The sequence below is a fragment of the Pantoea deleyi genome, from assembly GCF_022647325.1.
GTDB lineage: Bacteria > Pseudomonadota > Gammaproteobacteria > Enterobacterales > Enterobacteriaceae > Pantoea > Pantoea deleyi.
In genome coordinates, this window is the sequence record NZ_CP071405.1 from 944171 (window position 1) to 964428 (window position 20258).

Annotated in this window: 12 protein-coding genes, 2 tRNA genes and 3 rRNA genes; 7 read left to right on the plus strand and 10 right to left on the minus strand. The window is 57.7% G+C overall.

The window, feature by feature from the left end:
• Positions 1 to 142: 142 nt before the first annotated feature.
• The 6 genes from J1C59_RS04565 to J1C59_RS04590 all read left to right on the plus strand — a co-directional run bounded on the left by J1C59_RS04565 (position 143) and on the right by J1C59_RS04590 (position 6928).
• A 16S ribosomal RNA gene (locus J1C59_RS04565) occupies positions 143 to 1682 on the plus strand.
• Between the two features lie 73 nt (positions 1683 to 1755).
• Positions 1756 to 1832, plus strand: a tRNA-Ile gene (locus J1C59_RS04570).
• Positions 1833 to 1970: 138 nt separating this feature from the next.
• Positions 1971 to 2046, plus strand: a tRNA-Ala gene (locus J1C59_RS04575).
• A gap of 205 nt (positions 2047 to 2251) precedes the next feature.
• Positions 2252 to 5158 (plus strand): 23S ribosomal RNA (locus tag J1C59_RS04580).
• A 90-nt stretch (positions 5159 to 5248) separates the two neighbouring features.
• A 5S ribosomal RNA gene (gene rrf, locus J1C59_RS04585) occupies positions 5249 to 5364 on the plus strand.
• Together the 16S, 23S and 5S rRNA genes with 2 tRNA genes alongside form the textbook arrangement of a ribosomal RNA operon.
• A 274-nt stretch (positions 5365 to 5638) precedes the next feature.
• Complete coding sequence (locus J1C59_RS04590) at positions 5639 to 6928, plus strand: MFS family transporter (RefSeq protein ID WP_140917305.1); 1290 nt, start codon at positions 5639 to 5641, stop codon at positions 6926 to 6928.
• Positions 6929 to 6933: 5 nt separating this feature from the next.
• Here the strand turns inward: J1C59_RS04590 and J1C59_RS04595 are convergent, their stop codons facing one another.
• The 5 genes from J1C59_RS04595 to trxC form a co-directional block, all read right to left on the minus strand.
• On the minus strand, positions 6934 to 7251 hold the full coding sequence (locus tag J1C59_RS04595) for a YfiM family lipoprotein (RefSeq protein WP_128086651.1): 318 nt from the start codon (positions 7249 to 7251) through the stop codon (positions 6934 to 6936).
• A 26-nt stretch (positions 7252 to 7277) separates the two neighbouring features.
• Complete coding sequence (pssA, locus tag J1C59_RS04600) at positions 7278 to 8633, minus strand: CDP-diacylglycerol--serine O-phosphatidyltransferase (RefSeq protein WP_128086652.1); 1356 nt, start codon at positions 8631 to 8633, stop codon at positions 7278 to 7280.
• Between the two features lie 117 nt (positions 8634 to 8750).
• Complete coding sequence (locus J1C59_RS04610; RefSeq protein ID WP_140917306.1) at positions 8751 to 11408, minus strand: bifunctional acetate--CoA ligase family protein/GNAT family N-acetyltransferase; 2658 nt, start codon at positions 11406 to 11408, stop codon at positions 8751 to 8753.
• A gap of 116 nt (positions 11409 to 11524) precedes the next feature.
• Positions 11525 to 12202 (minus strand): tRNA-uridine aminocarboxypropyltransferase, encoded by a 678-nt coding sequence (locus J1C59_RS04615; protein WP_128086653.1) that lies wholly within the window; start codon positions 12200 to 12202, stop codon positions 11525 to 11527.
• An 81-nt stretch (positions 12203 to 12283) separates the two neighbouring features.
• The gene (gene trxC / locus J1C59_RS04620) at positions 12284 to 12703 is read right to left on the minus strand and encodes a thioredoxin TrxC (protein WP_128086654.1); all 420 of its coding nucleotides are present in this window, start codon (positions 12701 to 12703) and stop codon (positions 12284 to 12286) included.
• Between the two features lie 159 nt (positions 12704 to 12862).
• Between trxC and J1C59_RS04625 the strand changes: the two genes are divergently transcribed.
• Positions 12863 to 14029, plus strand: a complete 1167-nt coding sequence (locus tag J1C59_RS04625) for a tRNA/rRNA methyltransferase (protein WP_140917307.1) — start codon at positions 12863 to 12865, stop codon at positions 14027 to 14029.
• Between the two features lie 36 nt (positions 14030 to 14065).
• Here the strand turns inward: J1C59_RS04625 and emrB are convergent, their stop codons facing one another.
• The 5 genes from emrB to nrdF form a co-directional block, all read right to left on the minus strand.
• Positions 14066 to 15601, minus strand: coding sequence for a multidrug efflux MFS transporter permease subunit EmrB (gene emrB / locus J1C59_RS04630; RefSeq protein ID WP_128086784.1), 1536 nt, complete (start codon positions 15599 to 15601; stop codon positions 14066 to 14068).
• 16 nt (positions 15602 to 15617) lie between these two features.
• Positions 15618 to 16790, minus strand: coding sequence for a multidrug efflux MFS transporter periplasmic adaptor subunit EmrA (emrA, locus tag J1C59_RS04635; RefSeq protein ID WP_128086785.1), 1173 nt, complete (start codon positions 16788 to 16790; stop codon positions 15618 to 15620).
• A gap of 150 nt (positions 16791 to 16940) precedes the next feature.
• Positions 16941 to 17471 (minus strand): transcriptional repressor MprA, encoded by a 531-nt coding sequence (gene mprA, locus J1C59_RS04640; RefSeq protein ID WP_111139914.1) that lies wholly within the window; start codon positions 17469 to 17471, stop codon positions 16941 to 16943.
• Positions 17472 to 17771: 300 nt separating this feature from the next.
• On the minus strand, positions 17772 to 18959 hold the full coding sequence (locus tag J1C59_RS04645; RefSeq protein WP_140917308.1) for an MFS transporter: 1188 nt from the start codon (positions 18957 to 18959) through the stop codon (positions 17772 to 17774).
• A gap of 339 nt (positions 18960 to 19298) precedes the next feature.
• Complete coding sequence (gene nrdF / locus J1C59_RS04650) at positions 19299 to 20258, minus strand: class 1b ribonucleoside-diphosphate reductase subunit beta (RefSeq protein ID WP_128085610.1); 960 nt, start codon at positions 20256 to 20258, stop codon at positions 19299 to 19301.

Sequence of the window (20258 nt, forward strand, 5' to 3'; positions counted from 1 at the left end):
ATCTGTGTGGGCACTCGCAGGATTGATATCAGAGTCTCCGGACGCAAAAAAATATTAAGCCTCACGAGTGAACACATAATGAAATTCATTATGACGTTTTACAGATGAGCATCGCTGGACTTGTTCCGGCAAATCAAACTTTAAATTGAAGAGTTTGATCATGGCTCAGATTGAACGCTGGCGGCAGGCCTAACACATGCAAGTCGGACGGTAGCACAGAGAGCTTGCTCTCGGGTGACGAGTGGCGGACGGGTGAGTAATGTCTGGGGATCTGCCCGATAGAGGGGGATAACCACTGGAAACGGTGGCTAATACCGCATAACGTCGCAAGACCAAAGAGGGGGACCTTCGGGCCTCTCACTATCGGATGAACCCAGATGGGATTAGCTAGTAGGCGGGGTAATGGCCCACCTAGGCGACGATCCCTAGCTGGTCTGAGAGGATGACCAGCCACACTGGAACTGAGACACGGTCCAGACTCCTACGGGAGGCAGCAGTGGGGAATATTGCACAATGGGCGCAAGCCTGATGCAGCCATGCCGCGTGTATGAAGAAGGCCTTCGGGTTGTAAAGTACTTTCAGCGGGGAGGAAGGCGGTGCGGTTAATAACCGCGCCGATTGACGTTACCCGCAGAAGAAGCACCGGCTAACTCCGTGCCAGCAGCCGCGGTAATACGGAGGGTGCAAGCGTTAATCGGAATTACTGGGCGTAAAGCGCACGCAGGCGGTCTGTTAAGTCAGATGTGAAATCCCCGGGCTTAACCTGGGAACTGCATTTGAAACTGGCAGGCTTGAGTCTCGTAGAGGGGGGTAGAATTCCAGGTGTAGCGGTGAAATGCGTAGAGATCTGGAGGAATACCGGTGGCGAAGGCGGCCCCCTGGACGAAGACTGACGCTCAGGTGCGAAAGCGTGGGGAGCAAACAGGATTAGATACCCTGGTAGTCCACGCCGTAAACGATGTCGACTTGGAGGTTGTTCCCTTGAGGAGTGGCTTCCGGAGCTAACGCGTTAAGTCGACCGCCTGGGGAGTACGGCCGCAAGGTTAAAACTCAAATGAATTGACGGGGGCCCGCACAAGCGGTGGAGCATGTGGTTTAATTCGATGCAACGCGAAGAACCTTACCTACTCTTGACATCCAGCGAACGGGGCAGAGATGCCCCGGTGCCTTCGGGAACGCTGAGACAGGTGCTGCATGGCTGTCGTCAGCTCGTGTTGTGAAATGTTGGGTTAAGTCCCGCAACGAGCGCAACCCTTATCCTTTGTTGCCAGCGATTCGGTCGGGAACTCAAAGGAGACTGCCGGTGATAAACCGGAGGAAGGTGGGGATGACGTCAAGTCATCATGGCCCTTACGAGTAGGGCTACACACGTGCTACAATGGCGCATACAAAGAGAAGCGACCTCGCGAGAGCAAGCGGACCTCACAAAGTGCGTCGTAGTCCGGATCGGAGTCTGCAACTCGACTCCGTGAAGTCGGAATCGCTAGTAATCGTGGATCAGAATGCCACGGTGAATACGTTCCCGGGCCTTGTACACACCGCCCGTCACACCATGGGAGTGGGTTGCAAAAGAAGTAGGTAGCTTAACCTTCGGGAGGGCGCTTACCACTTTGTGATTCATGACTGGGGTGAAGTCGTAACAAGGTAACCGTAGGGGAACCTGCGGTTGGATCACCTCCTTACCTTAAGATACCTTCCCGCGCAGTGCTCACACAGATTGTCTGATAAAAAGTAACGAGCAGAAAAAACCTCTACAGGCTTGTAGCTCAGGTGGTTAGAGCGCACCCCTGATAAGGGTGAGGTCGGTGGTTCAAGTCCACTCAGGCCTACCAAATTCGCACTCACGCTGCGTTATGTCTCCGGCTCGCATAGTTCACTATGCTTCGCGAAGACATGCCTTGCCTGAGCACGAATTGCACTTCTCACGAAGTGTACTCGGTTGGACGTAGTGGTCTCTGCAGTAACTGTATGGGGCTATAGCTCAGCTGGGAGAGCGCCTGCCTTGCACGCAGGAGGTCAGCGGTTCGATCCCGCTTAGCTCCACCATACCGTTTTAACTGTTTTTTCTGAATACCTCAGAGCGTACCGGCAACGGTGTGCTGCGAAGTATTATGCTCTTTAACAATCCGGAACAAGCTGAAAATTGAAACGACGTAGCGCGTCATCCCTCCGTAATAAGGGGTGGCAGAGCGATACGGTCGGGTCTCTCAATGCTTGCAGTCCGCAGCGTGAAAACGCCTGTGGGTTGTGAGGTTAAGCGACTAAGCGTACACGGTGGATGCCCAGGCAGTCAGAGGCGATGAAGGACGTGCTAATCTGCGTAAAGCGACGGTAAGGTGATATGAACCGCTACAGCCGTCGATGTCCGAATGGGGAAACCCGGTGCACTCTGTGCATCATTGCAGCATGAATACATAGTGCTGCAAGGCGAACCGGGGGAACTGAAACATCTAAGTACCCCGAGGAAAAGAAATCAACCGAGATTCCCCCAGTAGCGGCGAGCGAACGGGGAGCAGCCCAGAGCCTGAATCAGCCTGTGTGTTAGTGGAAGCGTCTGGAAAGTCGCAGGGTACAGGGTGATACTCCCGTACACAAAAACACACGGTCTGTGAGCTCGATGAGTAAGGCGGGACACGTGGTATCCTGTCTGAATATGGGGGGACCATCCTCCAAGGCTAAATACTCCTGACTGACCGATAGTGAACCAGTACCGTGAGGGAAAGGCGAAAAGAACCCCGGCGAGGGGAGTGAAACAGAACCTGAAACCGTGTACGTACAAGCAGTGGGAGCCTCTTTTATGGGGTGACTGCGTACCTTTTGTATAATGGGTCAGCGACTTATATTCTGTAGCAAGGTTAACCGTATAGGGGAGCCGCAGGGAAACCGAGTCTTAACTGGGCGTTAAGTTGCAGGGTATAGACCCGAAACCCGGTGATCTAGCCATGGGCAGGTTGAAGGTTGGGTAACACTAACTGGAGGACCGAACCGACTAATGTTGAAAAATTAGCGGATGACCTGTGGCTGGGGGTGAAAGGCCAATCAAACCGGGAGATAGCTGGTTCTCCCCGAAAGCTATTTAGGTAGCGCCTCGTGAACTCATCTCCGGGGGTAGAGCACTGTTTCGGCTAGGGGGCCATCCCGGCTTACCAACCCGATGCAAACTGCGAATACCGGAGAATGTTATCACGGGAGACACACGGCGGGTGCTAACGTCCGTCGTGAAGAGGGAAACAACCCAGACCGCCAGCTAAGGTCCCAAAGTCATGGTTAAGTGGGAAACGATGTGGGAAGGCACAGACAGCCAGGATGTTGGCTTAGAAGCAGCCATCATTTAAAGAAAGCGTAATAGCTCACTGGTCGAGTCGGCCTGCGCGGAAGATGTAACGGGGCTAAACCATGCACCGAAGCTGCGGCAGCGGCGCGTATGCGTTGCTGGGTAGGGGAGCGTTCTGTAAGCCGTCGAAGGTGTGCTGTGAGGCATGCTGGAGGTATCAGAAGTGCGAATGCTGACATAAGTAACGATAAAGCGGGTGAAAAGCCCGCTCGCCGGAAGACCAAGGGTTCCTGTTCAACGTTAATCGGAGCAGGGTGAGTCGACCCCTAAGGCGAGGCCGAAAGGCGTAGTCGATGGGAAACAGGTTAATATTCCTGTACTCGGTGTTACTGCGAAGGGGGGACGGAGAAGGCTATATCAGCCGGGCGACGGTTGTCCCGGTTTAAGCGTGTAGGCGGAGGGTCCAGGTAAATCCGGACTCTTTTAACGCTGAGGCGTGACGACGAGGCACTACGGTGCTGAAGTGATAAATGCCCTGCTTCCAGGAAAAGCCTCTAAGCATCAGGTAACACAGAATCGTACCCCAAACCGACACAGGTGGTCAGGTAGAGAATACCAAGGCGCTTGAGAGAACTCGGGTGAAGGAACTAGGCAAAATGGTGCCGTAACTTCGGGAGAAGGCACGCTGGCGCGTAGGTGAAGGGACTTGCTCCCGGAGCTGAAGCCAGTCGAAGATACCAGCTGGCTGCAACTGTTTATTAAAAACACAGCACTGTGCAAACACGAAAGTGGACGTATACGGTGTGACGCCTGCCCGGTGCCGGAAGGTTAATTGATGGGGTTATCCGTAAGGAGAAGCTCTTGATCGAAGCCCCGGTAAACGGCGGCCGTAACTATAACGGTCCTAAGGTAGCGAAATTCCTTGTCGGGTAAGTTCCGACCTGCACGAATGGCGTAATGATGGCCAGGCTGTCTCCACCCGAGACTCAGTGAAATTGAACTCGCTGTGAAGATGCAGTGTACCCGCGGCAAGACGGAAAGACCCCGTGAACCTTTACTACAGCTTGACACTGAACATTGAGCCTTGATGTGTAGGATAGGTGGGAGGCTTTGAAGCGCGGACGCCAGTCTGCGTGGAGCCATCCTTGAAATACCACCCTTTAATGTTTGATGTTCTAACGTGGCCCCGTAATCCGGGGTGCGGACAGTGTCTGGTGGGTAGTTTGACTGGGGCGGTCTCCTCCTAAAGAGTAACGGAGGAGCACGAAGGTCAGCTAATCACGGTCGGACATCGTGAGGTTAGTGCAATGGCATAAGCTGGCTTGACTGCGAGAGTGACGGCTCGAGCAGGTGCGAAAGCAGGTCATAGTGATCCGGTGGTTCTGAATGGAAGGGCCATCGCTCAACGGATAAAAGGTACTCCGGGGATAACAGGCTGATACCGCCCAAGAGTTCATATCGACGGCGGTGTTTGGCACCTCGATGTCGGCTCATCACATCCTGGGGCTGAAGTAGGTCCCAAGGGTACGGCTGTTCGCCGTTTAAAGTGGTACGCGAGCTGGGTTTAGAACGTCGTGAGACAGTTCGGTCCCTATCTGCCGTGGGCGCTGGAGAATTGAGGGGGGTTGCTCCTAGTACGAGAGGACCGGAGTGAACGCACCACTGGTGTTCGGGTTGTCATGCCAATGGCACTGCCCGGTAGCTAAGTGCGGAAAAGATAAGTGCTGAAAGCATCTAAGCACGAAACTTGCCCCGAGATGAGTTCTCCCTGACTCCTTGAGAGTCCTGAAGGGACGTTGAAGACGACGACGTTGATAGGCCGGGTGTGTAAGCGCAGCGATGCGTTGAGCTAACCGGTACTAATGACCCGTGAGGCTTAACCTTACAACGCCAGAGGCGTTTTTTGAGAGACGATTTTCAGCCTGAACCGGATAAATCTGCGCGGCCCCAGGGCGGCGCGGAAGACAGAATCTGCCTGGCGGCTTTAGCGCGGTGGTCCCACCTGACCCCATGCCGAACTCAGAAGTGAAACGCCGTAGCGCCGATGGTAGTGTGGGGCCTCCCCATGCGAGAGTAGGGAACTGCCAGGCATTGTATAAGTGAAGAAGCCCCGCACGCGAGTGCGGGGCTTTTTTACGTCTGTACTCTGCTACTTTGTGCTGAAATTCTCATCAATATGCCTGCTATATACCCTCTGTATCCCGCCTGATTTCGGCAGAAAACATCAGCAACCCGCTGATTTCCCGATAATCAGCGATGCAGCTCACAATAACAATCTCAGAATACGTCGCCTTTACCTTCAGTAGACTTAAATGCTTTACTCACCCTTTCAACGCTGTTGATCAGCAAGGAGCAGAGGTAAGCATGACACCCACAAACAATAATATTCAGCCGGATGATGCAAAGAAACGGATCTGGGCGATCGTCGGTGCCTCGTCGGGTAACCTGGTCGAGTGGTTTGACTTCTACGTTTACTCATTCTTCTCACTCTATTTCGCACATATCTTCTTTCCCCAGGGCGATACCACGACGCAGCTGTTGCAGACCGCCGGGGTGTTTGCCGCCGGCTTTTTAATGCGTCCGATTGGCGGCTGGCTGTTCGGCTATATCGGCGATAAGCATGGCCGAAAAAATTCGATGCTGGTTTCGGTCTGTATGATGTGTTTTGGTTCACTGGTGATCGCCTGCTTACCCGGTTATGCAACCATCGGGGTGGCAGCTCCCGTCATTCTGCTGCTGGCGCGCATGTTTCAGGGCTTATCGGTGGGTGGGGAGTATGGGACCAGCGCGACCTATATGAGCGAAGTGGCACTCGAAGGGCGTAAAGGGTTTTACGCCTCCTTTCAGTATGTCACGCTGATTGGCGGGCAGCTGGCGGCGGTTCTGACGGTGGTAGTGCTGCAGTTCCTGCTTACGGATGCTGAGCTGCGAAGCTGGGGCTGGCGTATCCCGTTCTTCCTTGGCGCGCTGCTCGCCGTTGTCGCACTGTGGCTGCGCCGCTCACTGGAGGAGACTTCTGATAAGAGCAGCCGTGAGCATCGCGATGCCGGCAGCGTCATCGGGTTACTGCGCAACCATACCCGACCTTTTCTGATGGTGCTGGGTTTCACTGCGGGCGGCTCCCTGAGCTTCTATACCTTTACCACCTATATGCAGAAGTATCTGGTGAACACCTCGGGTATGGATCCCAAAACGGCCAGCGGTCTGATGACCGGTGCGCTGCTGGTCTTTATGCTTATCCAGCCCGTTATCGGTGCGCTCTCCGATAAAATCGGGCGTCGCACCTCGATGATGATTTTTGGTGCGGGCGCGGCCATCTGTACGGTGCCGATTCTCACCCTGCTGCAAAACGTGCAGAGCCCCGGCGTCGCGTTTCTGCTGATCATGCTGGCCCTGCTGATTACCAGCTTCTACACCGCCATCAGTGGCATTCTGAAAGCCGAGATGTTTCCGCCCCAGGTGCGCGCGCTGGGCGTGGGACTCTCTTATGCGGTAGCGAATGCGATTTTCGGGGGATCGGCAGAGTATGTGGCACTGCTGATGAAGCAGCAGGGAATTGAGACGACCTTCTTCTGGTATGTTTCCGCGATGGGCGCGGTAGCGTTCCTGGTGTCACTGTTGCTGCACAGACGCGGCAAAGGCATTAAACTCTGATATGCCTACTGGCTGAGATTCCACAGGGCAATGCCGCTGGCTGCACCGGCGGCATCCCAGGCGAAATCTTTCCAGCTCCAGCCGCTGCCAGCCGGGCGGCTGTCATACCCCTCTTTAGCCGCCCCAAGACTCAATGAAAACATAAAGCCGAGAGTCTGGCTCTGCCGGTCAGAAAGATGCTGGCGCTGCCCATATTCACTGCCTGCTGCCGCCAGCGCGGCGGAGGCGAAAAAGTGTTCCGCTTTATCCCGTCCGGTCCAGGAATCCTGGGCCATATGGGCACATCCACTACACAACAGCACAGCAAGCAGTACAATTCGCATAGCAGATGCCCCGCAGGCGGCGTGTATTAAAGAATACGGCTGATCAGGCGATCGATTCGGATCCGGCGCAGACGACGGATCAGTTTCCGCACCTTAGCCGGGTAATCGGCAATGCTCTCCAGTTCGCGGAAGTGAGTGACGACCTGGGTGTGCTGCCGGATCAGCGTCAGTTCTTTCTCGCGCTGGGCTGCTAACTGCTGATGAGGATCGTGGATCAGCACCGCATTTTCCAGATCGAGTCGCCACGCGCGCGGGTTGAGGTTATTGCCGGTGATAAGCTGCCATTCGTCATCAACCCACATCCCTTTAAGGTGATAACTGTTCTCGCCATCCTTCCAGAGCCTCACGACCAGCTGATCGGTGGAGACGTAATATTGCAGGCGGCTCAGGAAGCGACGCAGGTTGATCTCATAGAGATAGGGCAGGGCACCGATGATTTTAAACGGCTGATCGGGCGCAATATAGAAATCATTGGCGGTTTTATCACCGACGATGATTTCGACCTGTTTTCCCTGTCGCAGCAGATGAATGATGTTCCGGACCAGCAGGGCAGGCAGGTTGAAGTAGGGGGTACAGATGACCAGCTTCTCTTCCGCACAGGGCATCAGATGGAAGATGGTTTTATTAAGCAGGCTATGCTTGCCCAGGCCGACCAGCGGCGTGACGGCCAGCTCTTCGTTACCGGCATCCCCTTCAAACTGATAGTTAAAGCCGCGCAGATCCTGACGGAACTGCCGCGTTTCATTTTTAATTTCAGGGCTGGAGGGACGCTCCGCAAAGTCCAGACGGTTCACCGCTTCGGCTGGCTTAAGATTGAGGGTGATCCACTCATACATGGTATCGGTCAGCCGGGCATTGCGGATGAGCTGATAGCGGTCGTAACGATACTTATCGTGCTGATGCAGATAGACATCGTTGATGCTGGCGCCGCTGTAGAGCAGCGTGTCGTCGATGATAAACCCTTTGAGATGGAGTACGCCCAGCGCCTCACGGGTATTCACCGGGATGCCATAAACCGGAATGGCGATATCGGGATAGCGGGTCGCCATCTCGCAGTACCAGTCGGCGTTGGTCACGCCCCGCGCGGCACCAATCCGGCCACGCTGCGCCCGGTGCCAGTCCACCAGAATCGAGATATCCAGTTCTGGTCGCGCCTGCTTAGCCTGATAAAGGGCATCCATGACGGCACGTCCGGCATCATCGTTTTCCAGATAGAGCGCAACGATACAGATGCGTGTCTGCGCGGCCGCAATCTTTTCCAGCAGCGTCGTGCGAAATTCGGCAGGCGAATAAAGTGTCGACACATCCGCAACGGATTGTGACAGTTTCGGCAACTGTGCGAGGTGTTGTTGGTGTTTGTTACGTTTGAATTTAGACAACATCGCAGTGCACTTCTTCTCTGTTCATTGCATGGCCTTTTGCCATCAAATCAGGGTTATAACCATAAATAATAACATCAACTCCGTCGATTCGAACGTTTTTTACCTTTCTCTACAAGGTTAGTTGATCTCATTCTGTAAAGGCAGTTTGAGGCTGACAATACCGTCATCCAGTTGAATATCAACATGAAAGTTCAGTTTTCGGGCCAGCGTAATCATGCCGCGATTGTGGGGCATGGTGATACCGTTCAATTGTTGCAAGCCGTGATGGCGGGTGTAACGGATCATCTTTTCCAGCAGGCGACGCCCCATGCCTAACCCCTTCAGGTCGGAACGGACCAGTACCGAAAACTCTGCATCAATGTTATCGGCATCCGAGATGGCGCGGGTGACGCCGATGATCTCCTGGCCGCCCTGATGCGGACGCACGGCCACAATCGCCATCTCGCGGTCGTAGTCGATCTGGGTCATGTTGGCGAGATCCTCATGCGTAAACTCATTGATTTCGCTGAAGTAGCGGTAGTAGAGATCCTCTCGGGTGACCTGACTGATAAAATCGCGCAGCAGCGGTTCATCTTCCGGCAGGATCGGCCGGAACAGGCAGAATTGCCCATCTTTCAGCTCCACCTGCTCCTCCAGATGCTGAGGATAAGGGCGGATGGCCAGTCGCGCTTCGTTGTCGCCACTGAAGGGTGCCAGCGTCAGGGTGACATCCAGCAGGGTAAAATCGTTGCCTGCTGCCAGCAGCGGATGGATATCGAGCCGCTGGATCTCCGGGCAGTCCACCACCAGATCTGAAACCTGCACCAGCAGCTGACTCAGACCGGCAATATCCAGCGGACTGAGCCCGCTGCGGCTGCGGATTTTGCCGCTCTTTATCGCCTGAATCACCAGATAGCGTGCCAGCGTCATATTCAGCGGAGGCAGCGCGACCGCCGCCTGCTTATCGGCCTGCCACTCCACGCCGCCTTCGCCCAGCATAATGATCGGGCCAAACAGCGCATCCTGCTCCACCACCACCCGCAGCTCCTGCGCGCCCGCGCGGCTGGCCATGCTCTGCACCAGTAAGCCCTCGATACGCGCCTGCGGCAGCGTCGCGCGCACCCGGTCAAAAATGGCCTCAGCGGCATGCTCCACCTCGCTGGCGTTGCGCAGATAGAGCATCACGCCCTGAACCTCCGACTTGTGCGCGATATCAGGCGATCGCAGCTTCAGCGCCACCGGATAGCCAATCTGGTCGGCGATGGCGACGGCGGCCGCGCTGTCGCTGGCGATCCAGGTCGGCAGCGTGGCCAGACCGTACGCCTGCAGCACCGGCTGCACCTCATGGGTATCCAGCGCAGTCACGCCGCGCGCCAGCGCCTGCGACAGCAGCCGGTGAGCATGAGCGCTGTCCTGGTTCAGCGTCGCGGGCAGGGCAGGGGCTTCGCGCAGCTGCTTCTGGTTGCGACGGTATTCGACCTGATGCATAAAGGCGGTGACTGTGCCTTCCGGCGTACGCCAGGTCGGAATGCCCGCCTGGGTAAATGCCCGGCGCGCGGCCTGGGAAGAGAACTCGCCGCACCAGTTGGTCAGCAGCGTCACCAGCTTACCGCGCGGATGACGGGCAAGGGTGTCGATCAGATGCGTGGCCGTTTCGGTGGCGGGGGCGACCGCGCTGGGCGCATGAATAATCATCAGCGCATCCAGCTCATGGCTGTCGAGCAGAACCTCAACACAGGCGGCATAACGCTCTGCCGTGGCGTCATCTTTTAAATCCAGCGGATTGCCGCGACCCACACCGGCGGGCAGCAATGCCTCAAGCCGCTGGCGGGTCTGATCGCCGAGCTGCGCCAGCTTGCCGTTGCGGGCATAGAGTTCATCCAGCGCCAGCGCGGCGGGCGCGGCACCATTACTGACGATCATCAGCCGGTCGCCACGCAGCGGCCGCATATGACTCAGCGACTCCACGGCGGAGAACAGCTCATGGGTGTCCTGCACCCGCAGCAGACCCGCGCGCTGAATGGCGGCATCCCACGCGGCGTCCAGCCCGCTGTGCGTACCCAGCAGCGCCTGCGCTTCGCGGCTGCGGCCGCTCTTGATCACCAGAATCGGTTTATTGCGTGAAGCGCTGCGCGAGGCGGAAACGAAGCGCCGCGCATCGCTGAGGTGCTCCAGATAGAGCAGGATGGCGCTGGTCTTACCGTCGCGGGCCAGGAAGTCGAGCAGGTCATCGACATCGGTATCCAGACTGTCGCCCAGCGCGATAAACCAGGAAAAGCCGAGGTTACGCTGCTGCGCCCAGTCGAGGATGGTGTTGGAGACGGCGGCAGACTGAGAGATAAACGCGATACGCCCTTTCGCGATCGGCACCGGCGAGAAGCTGGCATTTAATCCCTGCCAGGGCGCCAGCAGCCCCAGACTGTTTGGCCCCAGCAGCCGTATCTGCCACTGGCTGGCACAGGCTTTGAGTTCGGCCAGCTGGCTGGCGGGCGCAGAGAGGATAATGCAGGCCTTGCAGCCTTTCTCGCCGAGCTGTTGCAGCAGGGTAAGGTTCCGCTTTGAATGGGTGCAGATCACCGCCAGGTCGGGCGCAAAAGGCAGGCTGTCGATGGTGGGCCAGGCCAGCACGCCGCTGACCGCCTTATATTTTGGCGTGACGGGCAGGACCGGGCCGCTGAATCCGCCCGCCAGCAGGTTGCGCATCATAAAGTAGCCTGCACGCCCGGGCGTCACCGAGGCACCAATTACCGCAATTGATTTAGGTCGTAACAGCGCTTCCAGTCCGCGTTGGCTCATCTCGCCCTCCAGAGATCGGGATTTGCGTGATTGTAAACGCTTTTTGCGGGCGGTGCTTCCGGGCAGATCGCAGGCTGCGCATCACGATCCGCTCTTCGCTGCGGGCGGACGGTCAGTCAGGCCTGGCCGTTGTGATGCGGTTTATCCGCCAGGTAGGCCGCGCGGAACCGATCGAAATGGTGGGAGAGTGCCTCCGCCGCCTGCGCGTCGCCTGCCTGCGCCAGCAGCGCCGCGGCCACCTCAGCGGTACAGTGCTGGCCTTCACCGTGCGCTTCGCGCAGCGTGTAGCGTGAGGGCGCGCTGACCGCCAGCGACATCACCGGAAAGGCGTCCAGCCACGGACTCTTGCGAAACATTTTGCGCGCTTCGGTCCAGGTGCCGTCCAGCATGATAAACAGAGGCGGCTTGCCCAGGGCCGGAGGCGCTGTCAGCACCTCGCGGCCTGGATCGGCATAGGCGGCCGGGAAGACCACTACCGGCTGATAATCGGGATGACGGACGGCCGCCAGCAGCAGCGGGTCCGGCTCGGTACGTGACCAGCCAAATGCCTGGGTGTCCGGCAGAATATCGGCAATCAGACGGCCGGTATTGCTCGGTTTCATCGGCTCGGTATCGAACATCACCAGGCAGAAACGGCTTCGGGCGGTGTGCGGGACGATCTGGCTGCAGAGGCAGTGGGCTTCCGGCAGCAGACAGCCCTGGCAGCGAATCACCCGGTTGCCGCGCGCGAGGAAAGGGCGGGTGGCACGGGCCAGACGTTGGGTGCGCAAGCGCAGAACAGCATTATCAGACATGGGCATTCAGGGCAGGAAAAACGTCAGTGTAATCGAAGCGCAGAGGAAAAGGAAAAGGCCAGACAGGCTGGCCCCGGTGGATCAGAGCGATTCATCCAGCCATTCGTTGAACGGCGCTTTAGGCATCGCCCCGTTCAGCATGTCGACCCGCTGGCCATGTTTGAACAGCATGATGGTCGGGATGCTGCGGATGTTAAAACGGGCACTCAGGGCCGGTTCCGCCTCGGTGTTCACTTTAATAAAGCGCACTTTCCCGCTGCGTTCGCTGGCGACATCCTTAAACACGGGCGCAAAGTTAACGCACGGCCCGCACCAGGGTGCCCAGAAGTCGATCACCACGGGCAGATCGTCCTGCAGATATTTGTCAAAGTTGGCGCTGGTGGCATTCACCACTTCGCCATCGAACAGGGCATTTCCACAGCGACCACATTTCGCCACGTCGGCAAGGCGATCGTCAGGAACGCGATTGGTTGCCTGACAGGAAGCGCATACCGTATTCATAGGAACCTCTGATGTTGAAAAGTGTCAGTCTGGTAATAGTCGGTCATTATGAAAGGGGGCGGATTTTCGCTCAATCTGTATTGCTCTATAGGTTCAATAGTTGATAGCTAAGCGCCATCACATCAGGTAATCTGCGCGCTCTCAATGCAGGAGGAAGATATGAACGACGAATTTAAAGGTAAGAGCGGTAAAGTTAAGGTGATGTACGTGCGTGGCGAGGACGATAAAAGCGCGCGTGCGTCGAATCCTCGTACAGGCAAAGGTGGTCACTCTGCTGCCCGTCCGGATGATAACCGTCGTTCGTCTGGCTCCCGCACTGAACGCGGCCAGGAAGGGGGCCGTCCAGCCTCTGCCGGTCGTCGCAGCGATGACGCCGGTCGCAGCAGCTCACCGCGCCGCACTGAAGGCGGACGTGGTGCGCCGCGTCGCAACGATCGGGGCGATGAGAGCCGCGGCGCCTATGGCAACAGCGATTCACCGTGGCGCACCGTTTCCCGCCCGCCCGCTGCGGATCGCTCGGCTGCGGCTGACACGGATAAGCCGGATCATGGCGGCATCAGCGGCAAGAGTTTTGTCGATCCGGCGCAGATCCGTCGTCAGCGTAACGAAGAGACCCGCGTCTACGGCGAGAACGCCTGTCATGCGCTGTTCCAGAGCCGTCCGGAAGCGATTGTACGCGCCTGGTTCGTGCAGGAAGTGACCCCGCGTTTCCGCGAAGCGCTGCGCTGGCTGGCGGCCAACCGCAAAGCCTATCATGTGGTTGAAGATGCCGAGATCACCAAAGCCTCAGGCACCGAGCATCACGGTGGCGTCTGCTTCCTGATCAAAAAGCGCATGGGTATGGCCGTGGCGGAATGGCTGAGTCAGGCGAATACCAAAGATTGCGTGCTGGCGCTGGAAGATGTCAGCAACCCGCATAACCTGGGCGCGATTATGCGCAGTTGCGCGCACTTCGGCGTTAAAGGCCTGCTGGTAAACGACGCCTCACTGCTGGAGTCTGGTGCAGCCGTGCGGACCGCAGAAGGCGGGGCCGAGCATGTGCAGGCCATCAGCGGTGCCACCTTCAGCGAAGGTCTGGAAGCGTTCCGTAAAGCGGGCTATACCATCGTGACCACCTCCAGCCATCAGGGCACGCCGCTGGCGCAGGCGTCGCTGCCGGAGAAAATGGTGCTGGTGTTAGGGCAGGAGCGCGAAGGCCTCTCCGATACCGCTTTCCAGCAGGGTGACATGAGCCTGTCGATTGGCGGAACCGGCAACGTGGAAAGCCTCAACGTGTCGGTGGCAACCGGTGTGCTGCTCGCCGAATGGTGGCGTCAGAACGCATAAAAAAACGGGCCGAAAGGCCCGTTTTTCATTTCAGCGTCAGTGTGCGCCACCGCCGCCACCGCCTGCACCAAACGGCGGGCGGGCAAACCAGATCAGCACCAGCAGGATCAGGAAGACGCCAGCCGACGCCCAGAAGATTTCATTCGCTGAAATAATCAGTCCCTGATTGGTAATCTGCTGTGCGATCCAGGCAGAGGCCTGCTGCTGCGTCATCCCCATACTCTCCAGCCGGCTGTACATCTGCTGGGCGTTGACGTTGTAGGGCGTTATCGACTCCGACAGATAGCTGTGATGCATCGACTCACGATTGGTCCACATGGTGGTGGTGATCGAGGTGCCTATCGAACCGGCCAGCGTACGCACAAAGTTAGACAGGCTGGAGGCGGCGGCCAGTCGCTCCGGCGGCAGCCCGGAGAGCGTAATGGTGGTCAGCGGCATAAAGAAGCAGGCCACGGCAAAGCCCTGGATAAACTGCGGCCACGCCGAGGCACCAAAATCCATGCCCGGTTCAAAGGTATAGGCGCGCCAGTAGAAGCAGACGGCATACATAATGAAGCTGAAGGTCACCAGCCGCCGCATATCAAGTTTATGGGCGAAACGACCAATAATCGGCGACAGGATCACCGGAATAATCCCGACCGGTGCCGAGGCCAGCCCGGCCCAGGTGGCCGTATAGCCATAGACCTCCTGAAGCAGCTGCGGCAGCAGAACGATCGAGCCGAAGTAGAGCATATAAGCCAGGCTGATCGACAGGCAGCCGATGGTGAAGTTGCGCGACTTAAACAGCGAGAGATCGACGATCGGGTTATCGTCCGTCAGCTCCCAGACCAGCAGCACCGCCAGCGCAATCACGGCCACCACCGCCAGCACGATGATCTCCGTTGAGCTGAACCAGTCGAGCTCTTTACCGCGATCCAGCATCACCTGCAGGCAGCCGATCCCCACCACCAGCAATACCAGGCCGACCATATCAATCGGGCGGATCTCGGTTTTGGTTTCGCGACCGCGCAGGGTCTGCAGCGTCAGCAGCACAACGACCGCACCAATCGGCACGTTGATAAAGAAGATCCAGCCCCAGTGATAGTTATCGCTGATCCAGCCGCCCAGAATCGGGCCGCAGATTGGCGCGACGATCACCGTCATCGCCCAGAGTGACAGCGCGATGCTGCGCTTCGCGGGCGGGTAGTTACTGAGGAGCAGACTCTGCGACAGCGGAATCAGCGGGCCTGCCACGATCCCCTGCAGTACGCGGAAGAAGATCAGCATCTCCAGGCTCTCTGACATGCCGCACGCCCAGGAGGCGACAGCAAACAGAATGGTGGCCCAGGTAAAGAGCTTCACTTCGCCTACGCGCTTTGCCAGCCAGCCGGTGATCGGGATGGAGATTGCGTTAGCAACGCCAAACGAGGTGATCACCCAGGTGCCCTGTGAGTTAGAGGCACCCAGATTACCGGCAATGGTCGGAATGGCCACGTTGGCGATGGTCGAGTCCAGAACCTGCATGAACGTCGCCAGCGACAGCGCAATGGTCATCAGGACCAGCGGCATCCCTTCAAGCGGTTTTTTTGCCATTACAGCCTCCGCGTCATCATCCGGCGTTGGCACGGACGATATCGGTAATCAGCTGATTGACCGGCGCGAGGTCAATCGCCAGGGCGTTGCTGCTGTAAGCGGCCTGCTGACGGACGCTGGTGGCCAGCGTACTGCCCGCCTGGCTGGTGGTGTCGATTTTAACCAGCGTGGAGAGACCGATGCGCAGGGGATGTCTGGCAATATCTTCCTGATTCAGTTCGATACGCACCGGCAGGCGCTGAACCACTTTGATCCAGTTACCGGTCGCATTCTGTGCAGGCAGCAGAGAGAAGGCGCTGCCGGTGCCCATATCCAGTCCCACGACTTTGCCGTGATAGACCACATCGTCACCGTAGATATCGGCTACCACGGTGGCAGGCTGACCGATGCGCACGCCAGCCAACTGGGTCTCTTTGAAGTTCGCGTCCACCCACAGGTTGGTGGCCGGTACGACGGCCAGCAGCGGGGTATTGGTGGAGATCTGCGAGCCGACCTGCACGCTGCGACGGGAGACAAAGCCATCCATCGGGCTGCGAATCTCGGTTCGCTGCAGCGCCAGCCAGGCGTCACGCAACTCGGCTGCGCTCTGCTGTACGGCAGGCTGGTTTTCCAGCGAGGTATTGAGGATCATCGCCTGGTTCGCATTATATTGCTGAATCGCCACGTCGAGCTGCGCTTTGGCGGTCGCGACGGCATCGCGGGCGTGCTGCAGCTCTTCTCGACCAATCAGGTTAGCCGCACCCAGCGGCTCACGGCGTTTCAGATCGGCCTCGGCCTGAGCCAGCGCGGTCTGCTGCAGCGTGATGCTGGCCTGATACTGTCTGCCGTTGATCATCAGCTGATGCGTCTGACGTACGCTGGTGGCGAGGGCCGTCTGCGCTTTTTCAAACGCCTGCTCCGCATCCGTCTTATCCAGGGAGACCAGCACGTCGCCTTTTTTGACGAAATCAGTGTCTTCGAACCAGACTTTATTCACGCTACCGGAGACCTGTGCCATCACCTGCACCTGATTACCTGCCACATAGGCGTCATCCGTTTCCTGAAAATGACGCAGGACCAGGAACCAGTAGGCGCCCCAGGCAATACCCGCCAGAATAATGATCAGCGCCAGGATAATCAGCACACTTTTGCGCTTCTTCTTTTTGTTGGCTGACGGTTGCGGGCGTTGTGCTTCTGCCGATGCACTCATGAATTTCTCCACATTTTCCATTTAGTCGGGGGGCAGACATCCCTGTCCGCCAGCGCCCGAGTCGAAAAAGCCAGCGCCTGAGCGCTGGCCAGATAAAAAAGGAAATTAAAATAACGATTCCGACAGGTGATTGTGTCGCACTTATTGCTATTAGCGGGACAGCGAGGCGATCAGTTGATCTTCATCCATTTTATCGAGACGGTTAAGCAGCTTACGGGTGATCCCTTCCAGCTGAGACTTCTCGTCACCGGACAGTGAAGACCAGAGATATTGCAGGCTCTGATGCTGAGGTGGCAGCAGCTGACGCAGGAACTCCATGCCCTTGTCGGTCAGATGCAGATGCAGGCAGCGACGGTCGTGGTCGCTCTCGCGACGTTCGATCCAGCCACGCTTCTCCAGCTCATCAGCAATGCGCGTCGCGTTGGTGCGTGAAGAGCCCAGCGCAGAACTGAGTTCAGAAGGCTGAATGCTGTGGTTCTCCTGCGCATCCAGCGTAATCAGCGCCATGAACAGGGTCTCGTTGATGCCCTGGGCTTTCAGCATCTTATTACGGTTGTCCAGCAGTTTACCCTGCATATGCATACAGAGACGCGTCAGGATAATTTCCTGCAACGGAAAATCCTTATGGCGATTGGCACGGATGTTTAGCATCTGCTCAATGGGAGTAAACGAACTTTCCATTAAAAAAAACCTCACTAATTGCAACTTGTATAATAACTATGGTGACAGGTTAAGCGTAGTCACTTTCTGGCTGGTGATCGCGCTCAGACTTACGCTGCACCATCAAAGGCATTCCAGGCCATTCCCTGGCCCTGGGTCAAAAACCCGTACGCCCGGCGACAACCGCGGTGCCGGGACGTTATCAAAAAGGGGGCAAATTTAATAATATCGCGAGGAAAAATAACTGAAGTGAATAGGTTTACTACTAACCATAACAAACCTAACCATTTGTGACCAGATGCAATACGCTCCGGACAGGCTTCAGTTGATTTTTTCCGGCTCAAATCGCGATCCCCGCGCCCAGATCAGCAGATTCATCAGCGTCAGCAGCACGCCCGCGCCGCAGACCCCATACCAGCCCGCCAGATGGTAGGCAGTGGCGGAAAGCAGCGAACCGGCGGCCCCGCCGATAAAGTAGCTGGTCATGTATCCCGCATTCAGGCGGTTGCGTGCGTCCGGCATCTGCGCATAGATCACGCTCTGATTGGTGATATGCACGGCCTGCACCGCCAGATCCAGCAGCAGGATGCCGACGATCAGCGGCACAAGCTGATCTGCGCCCCACGCAATCGCGGCCCAGGAGATGAGCATAATCAGCAGGCCCAGCCGGGTCGTCAGCTTCGCTTTGCCTTTGTCGGCCAGCGAACCGGCCTGACGGGCGGCCAGCGCCCCTGCCGCTCCGACCAGCCCGAGTAAACCAATCCGGCCTTCGGAGAAGTGGTAGGGCGCGCCGGAGAGCAGGAACGCCATCGACGTCCACAGCAGGCTGAAGTTGGCAAAGGAGAGACAGCCCGTCCAGGCGCGGGTGCGGATCACCCGGTTGCCGGCATAGAGACGAAAAATAGAGGCAAGCAGCTGCGGATAGCGCAGGGGAACGGACTGTTTAACGCGCGGCAGCGATCGCCACAGCGCCAGGGCCATCACCAGCATCAGCAGGCTGGCGGTCCAGTAGACGGTTCGCCAGCCACCGAGCTGGGCCAGACCGCCGGCGGCCGTCCGCGCCAGCAGGATCCCGAGCAGCAGCCCGCTCATGACCGTTCCGACGATCTTACCGCGCCGCTCTGGCTCAGCCAGCGTCGCGGCCAGCGGCACCAGGATCTGGGCGGCGACCGAAAACAGACCGGTCATCACCGTGCCCAGCAGCAGTAACGCGAAGGTGTGCGAAAGGGCGATGATCACCATACCGGCCGCTGCCAGCAGGATCATCGTCACAATCAGACTGCGGCGTTCAAACCGATCGCCCAGCGGCACCAGCAGCAGCAGGCCGCAGGCGTAACCGAGCTGCGCCGTGGTAACGATAAAACCGGCGAGGCTCACGGAGAGATCGAACTGTTGAGCGATAGTATTCAGCAGTGGCTGAACGTAGTAGTTACTGGCGACGCAGAGGCCGGTGGCTACCGACATCAGCATCACCAGGGCAGGCGTCAGCCCCTGGCGCGTCGTGTTCATAAACCGCATCGGTCGCTAATAATCATTTGAGGTTAATAATAACCTAAAAAACTATTTCAGACGCATGTTTATTAACAGGCCATACCAGTCATAACGAGAGGTGAAAACAGCGACAGCGGCGGGGCGCGCTGGGAAGGTCAGGGTAACGCGTGGCTCGGTGCCTGATGTCTCCCGCCACGCAGGCGCGTGAAGCGAGGAACGGAGACGCCTGAGTCACAGCCGCGCGGGTCAGGCACAGCCCGCGCAGAGCTGGTGACAAGGGCAGGCACAGGCGCCACAAGCCCGCCTCTTTATCCGCTGCCGCAGGTCATCCCGATAAGCCGGATGACCTGCCCGCCGTCAGAAGTTCCAGTCCTCATCTTCCGTTTCAACCGCTTTACCCATCACATAGGAGGAGCCTGAACCGGAGAAGAAGTCGTGGTTCTCATCGGCGTTTGGCGACAGCGCCGACAGAATGGCCGGATTGACCGCCGTCAGCTCCGCCGGGAACAGCGCCTCGTACCCCAGATTCATCAGCGCCTTGTTGGCGTTGTAGTGCAGGAAGGTTTTCACCTCTTCCACCCAGCCGACCTCGCCATAGAGCGCCTCGGTGTACGCCACCTCATTCTCATAGAGCGCCAGCAGCAGATCATAAGCAAACTGCTGCAGCTCCTCGCGACGGCGGTCGTCGGTCTCCGCCAGCGCCCGCTGATATTTGTAGCCGATGTAATAGCCATGCACCGCCTCGTCGCGGATGATCAGGCGAATCAAATCTGCGGTGTTGGTGAGCCTGCCCCGGCTCGACCAGTACATCGGCAGCCAGAAGCCGGAATAGAACAGGAAAGACTCCAGGAAGACGCTGGCGATTTTCTTCTTCAGCGGATCGTCGGCCCGGTACTGATCCAGAATTATGTGCGCCTTGTTCTGCAGCGGCGCATTCTCTTCGCTCCACTGGTAGGCGGCATCCACATCCTGGGTGTTGCACAGGGTGGAGAAGATCGAACTGTAGGATCGGGCGTGCACGGCTTCCATGAAGCTGATGTTAGAGAGCACGGCCTCCTCATGCGGGGTGATCGCATCGTCCATCAGCCCCGGCGCGCCGATCACGTTCTGGATAGTGTCCAGCAGCGTCAGGCCGGTAAACACCCGGATGGTCAGCTGCTGCTGCTGTTTATCCAGCGCCTGCCAGCCGGGCAGGTCGTTGGAGAGCGGCACTTTCTCCGGCAGCCAGAAGTTGCTGGTCAGACGGTTCCACACCTCAAGATCTTTCTCATCCTGCAGGCGGTTCCAGTTAATGGCCTGAATCTGTCTATGTTTCAT

Coding starts and splice junctions, on each gene's coding strand:
- emrB (WP_128086784.1), bottom strand. CDS start 15,601: ATGGCAAAAAAACCGCTTGAAGGGATGCCGCTGGTCCTGATGACCATT.
- nrdF (WP_128085610.1), bottom strand. CDS start 20,258: ATGAAACATAGACAGATTCAGGCCATTAACTGGAACCGCCTGCAGGAT.
- J1C59_RS04610 (WP_140917306.1), bottom strand. CDS start 11,408: ATGAGCCAACGCGGACTGGAAGCGCTGTTACGACCTAAATCAATTGCG.
- J1C59_RS04625 (WP_140917307.1), top strand. CDS start 12,863: ATGAACGACGAATTTAAAGGTAAGAGCGGTAAAGTTAAGGTGATGTAC.
- J1C59_RS04645 (WP_140917308.1), bottom strand. CDS start 18,959: ATGAACACGACGCGCCAGGGGCTGACGCCTGCCCTGGTGATGCTGATG.
- pssA (WP_128086652.1), bottom strand. CDS start 8,633: ATGTTGTCTAAATTCAAACGTAACAAACACCAACAACACCTCGCACAG.
- emrA (WP_128086785.1), bottom strand. CDS start 16,790: ATGAGTGCATCGGCAGAAGCACAACGCCCGCAACCGTCAGCCAACAAA.
- trxC (WP_128086654.1), bottom strand. CDS start 12,703: ATGAATACGGTATGCGCTTCCTGTCAGGCAACCAATCGCGTTCCTGAC.
- J1C59_RS04590 (WP_140917305.1), top strand. CDS start 5,639: ATGACACCCACAAACAATAATATTCAGCCGGATGATGCAAAGAAACGG.
- mprA (WP_111139914.1), bottom strand. CDS start 17,471: ATGGAAAGTTCGTTTACTCCCATTGAGCAGATGCTAAACATCCGTGCC.
- J1C59_RS04595 (WP_128086651.1), bottom strand. CDS start 7,251: ATGCGAATTGTACTGCTTGCTGTGCTGTTGTGTAGTGGATGTGCCCAT.
- J1C59_RS04615 (WP_128086653.1), bottom strand. CDS start 12,202: ATGTCTGATAATGCTGTTCTGCGCTTGCGCACCCAACGTCTGGCCCGT.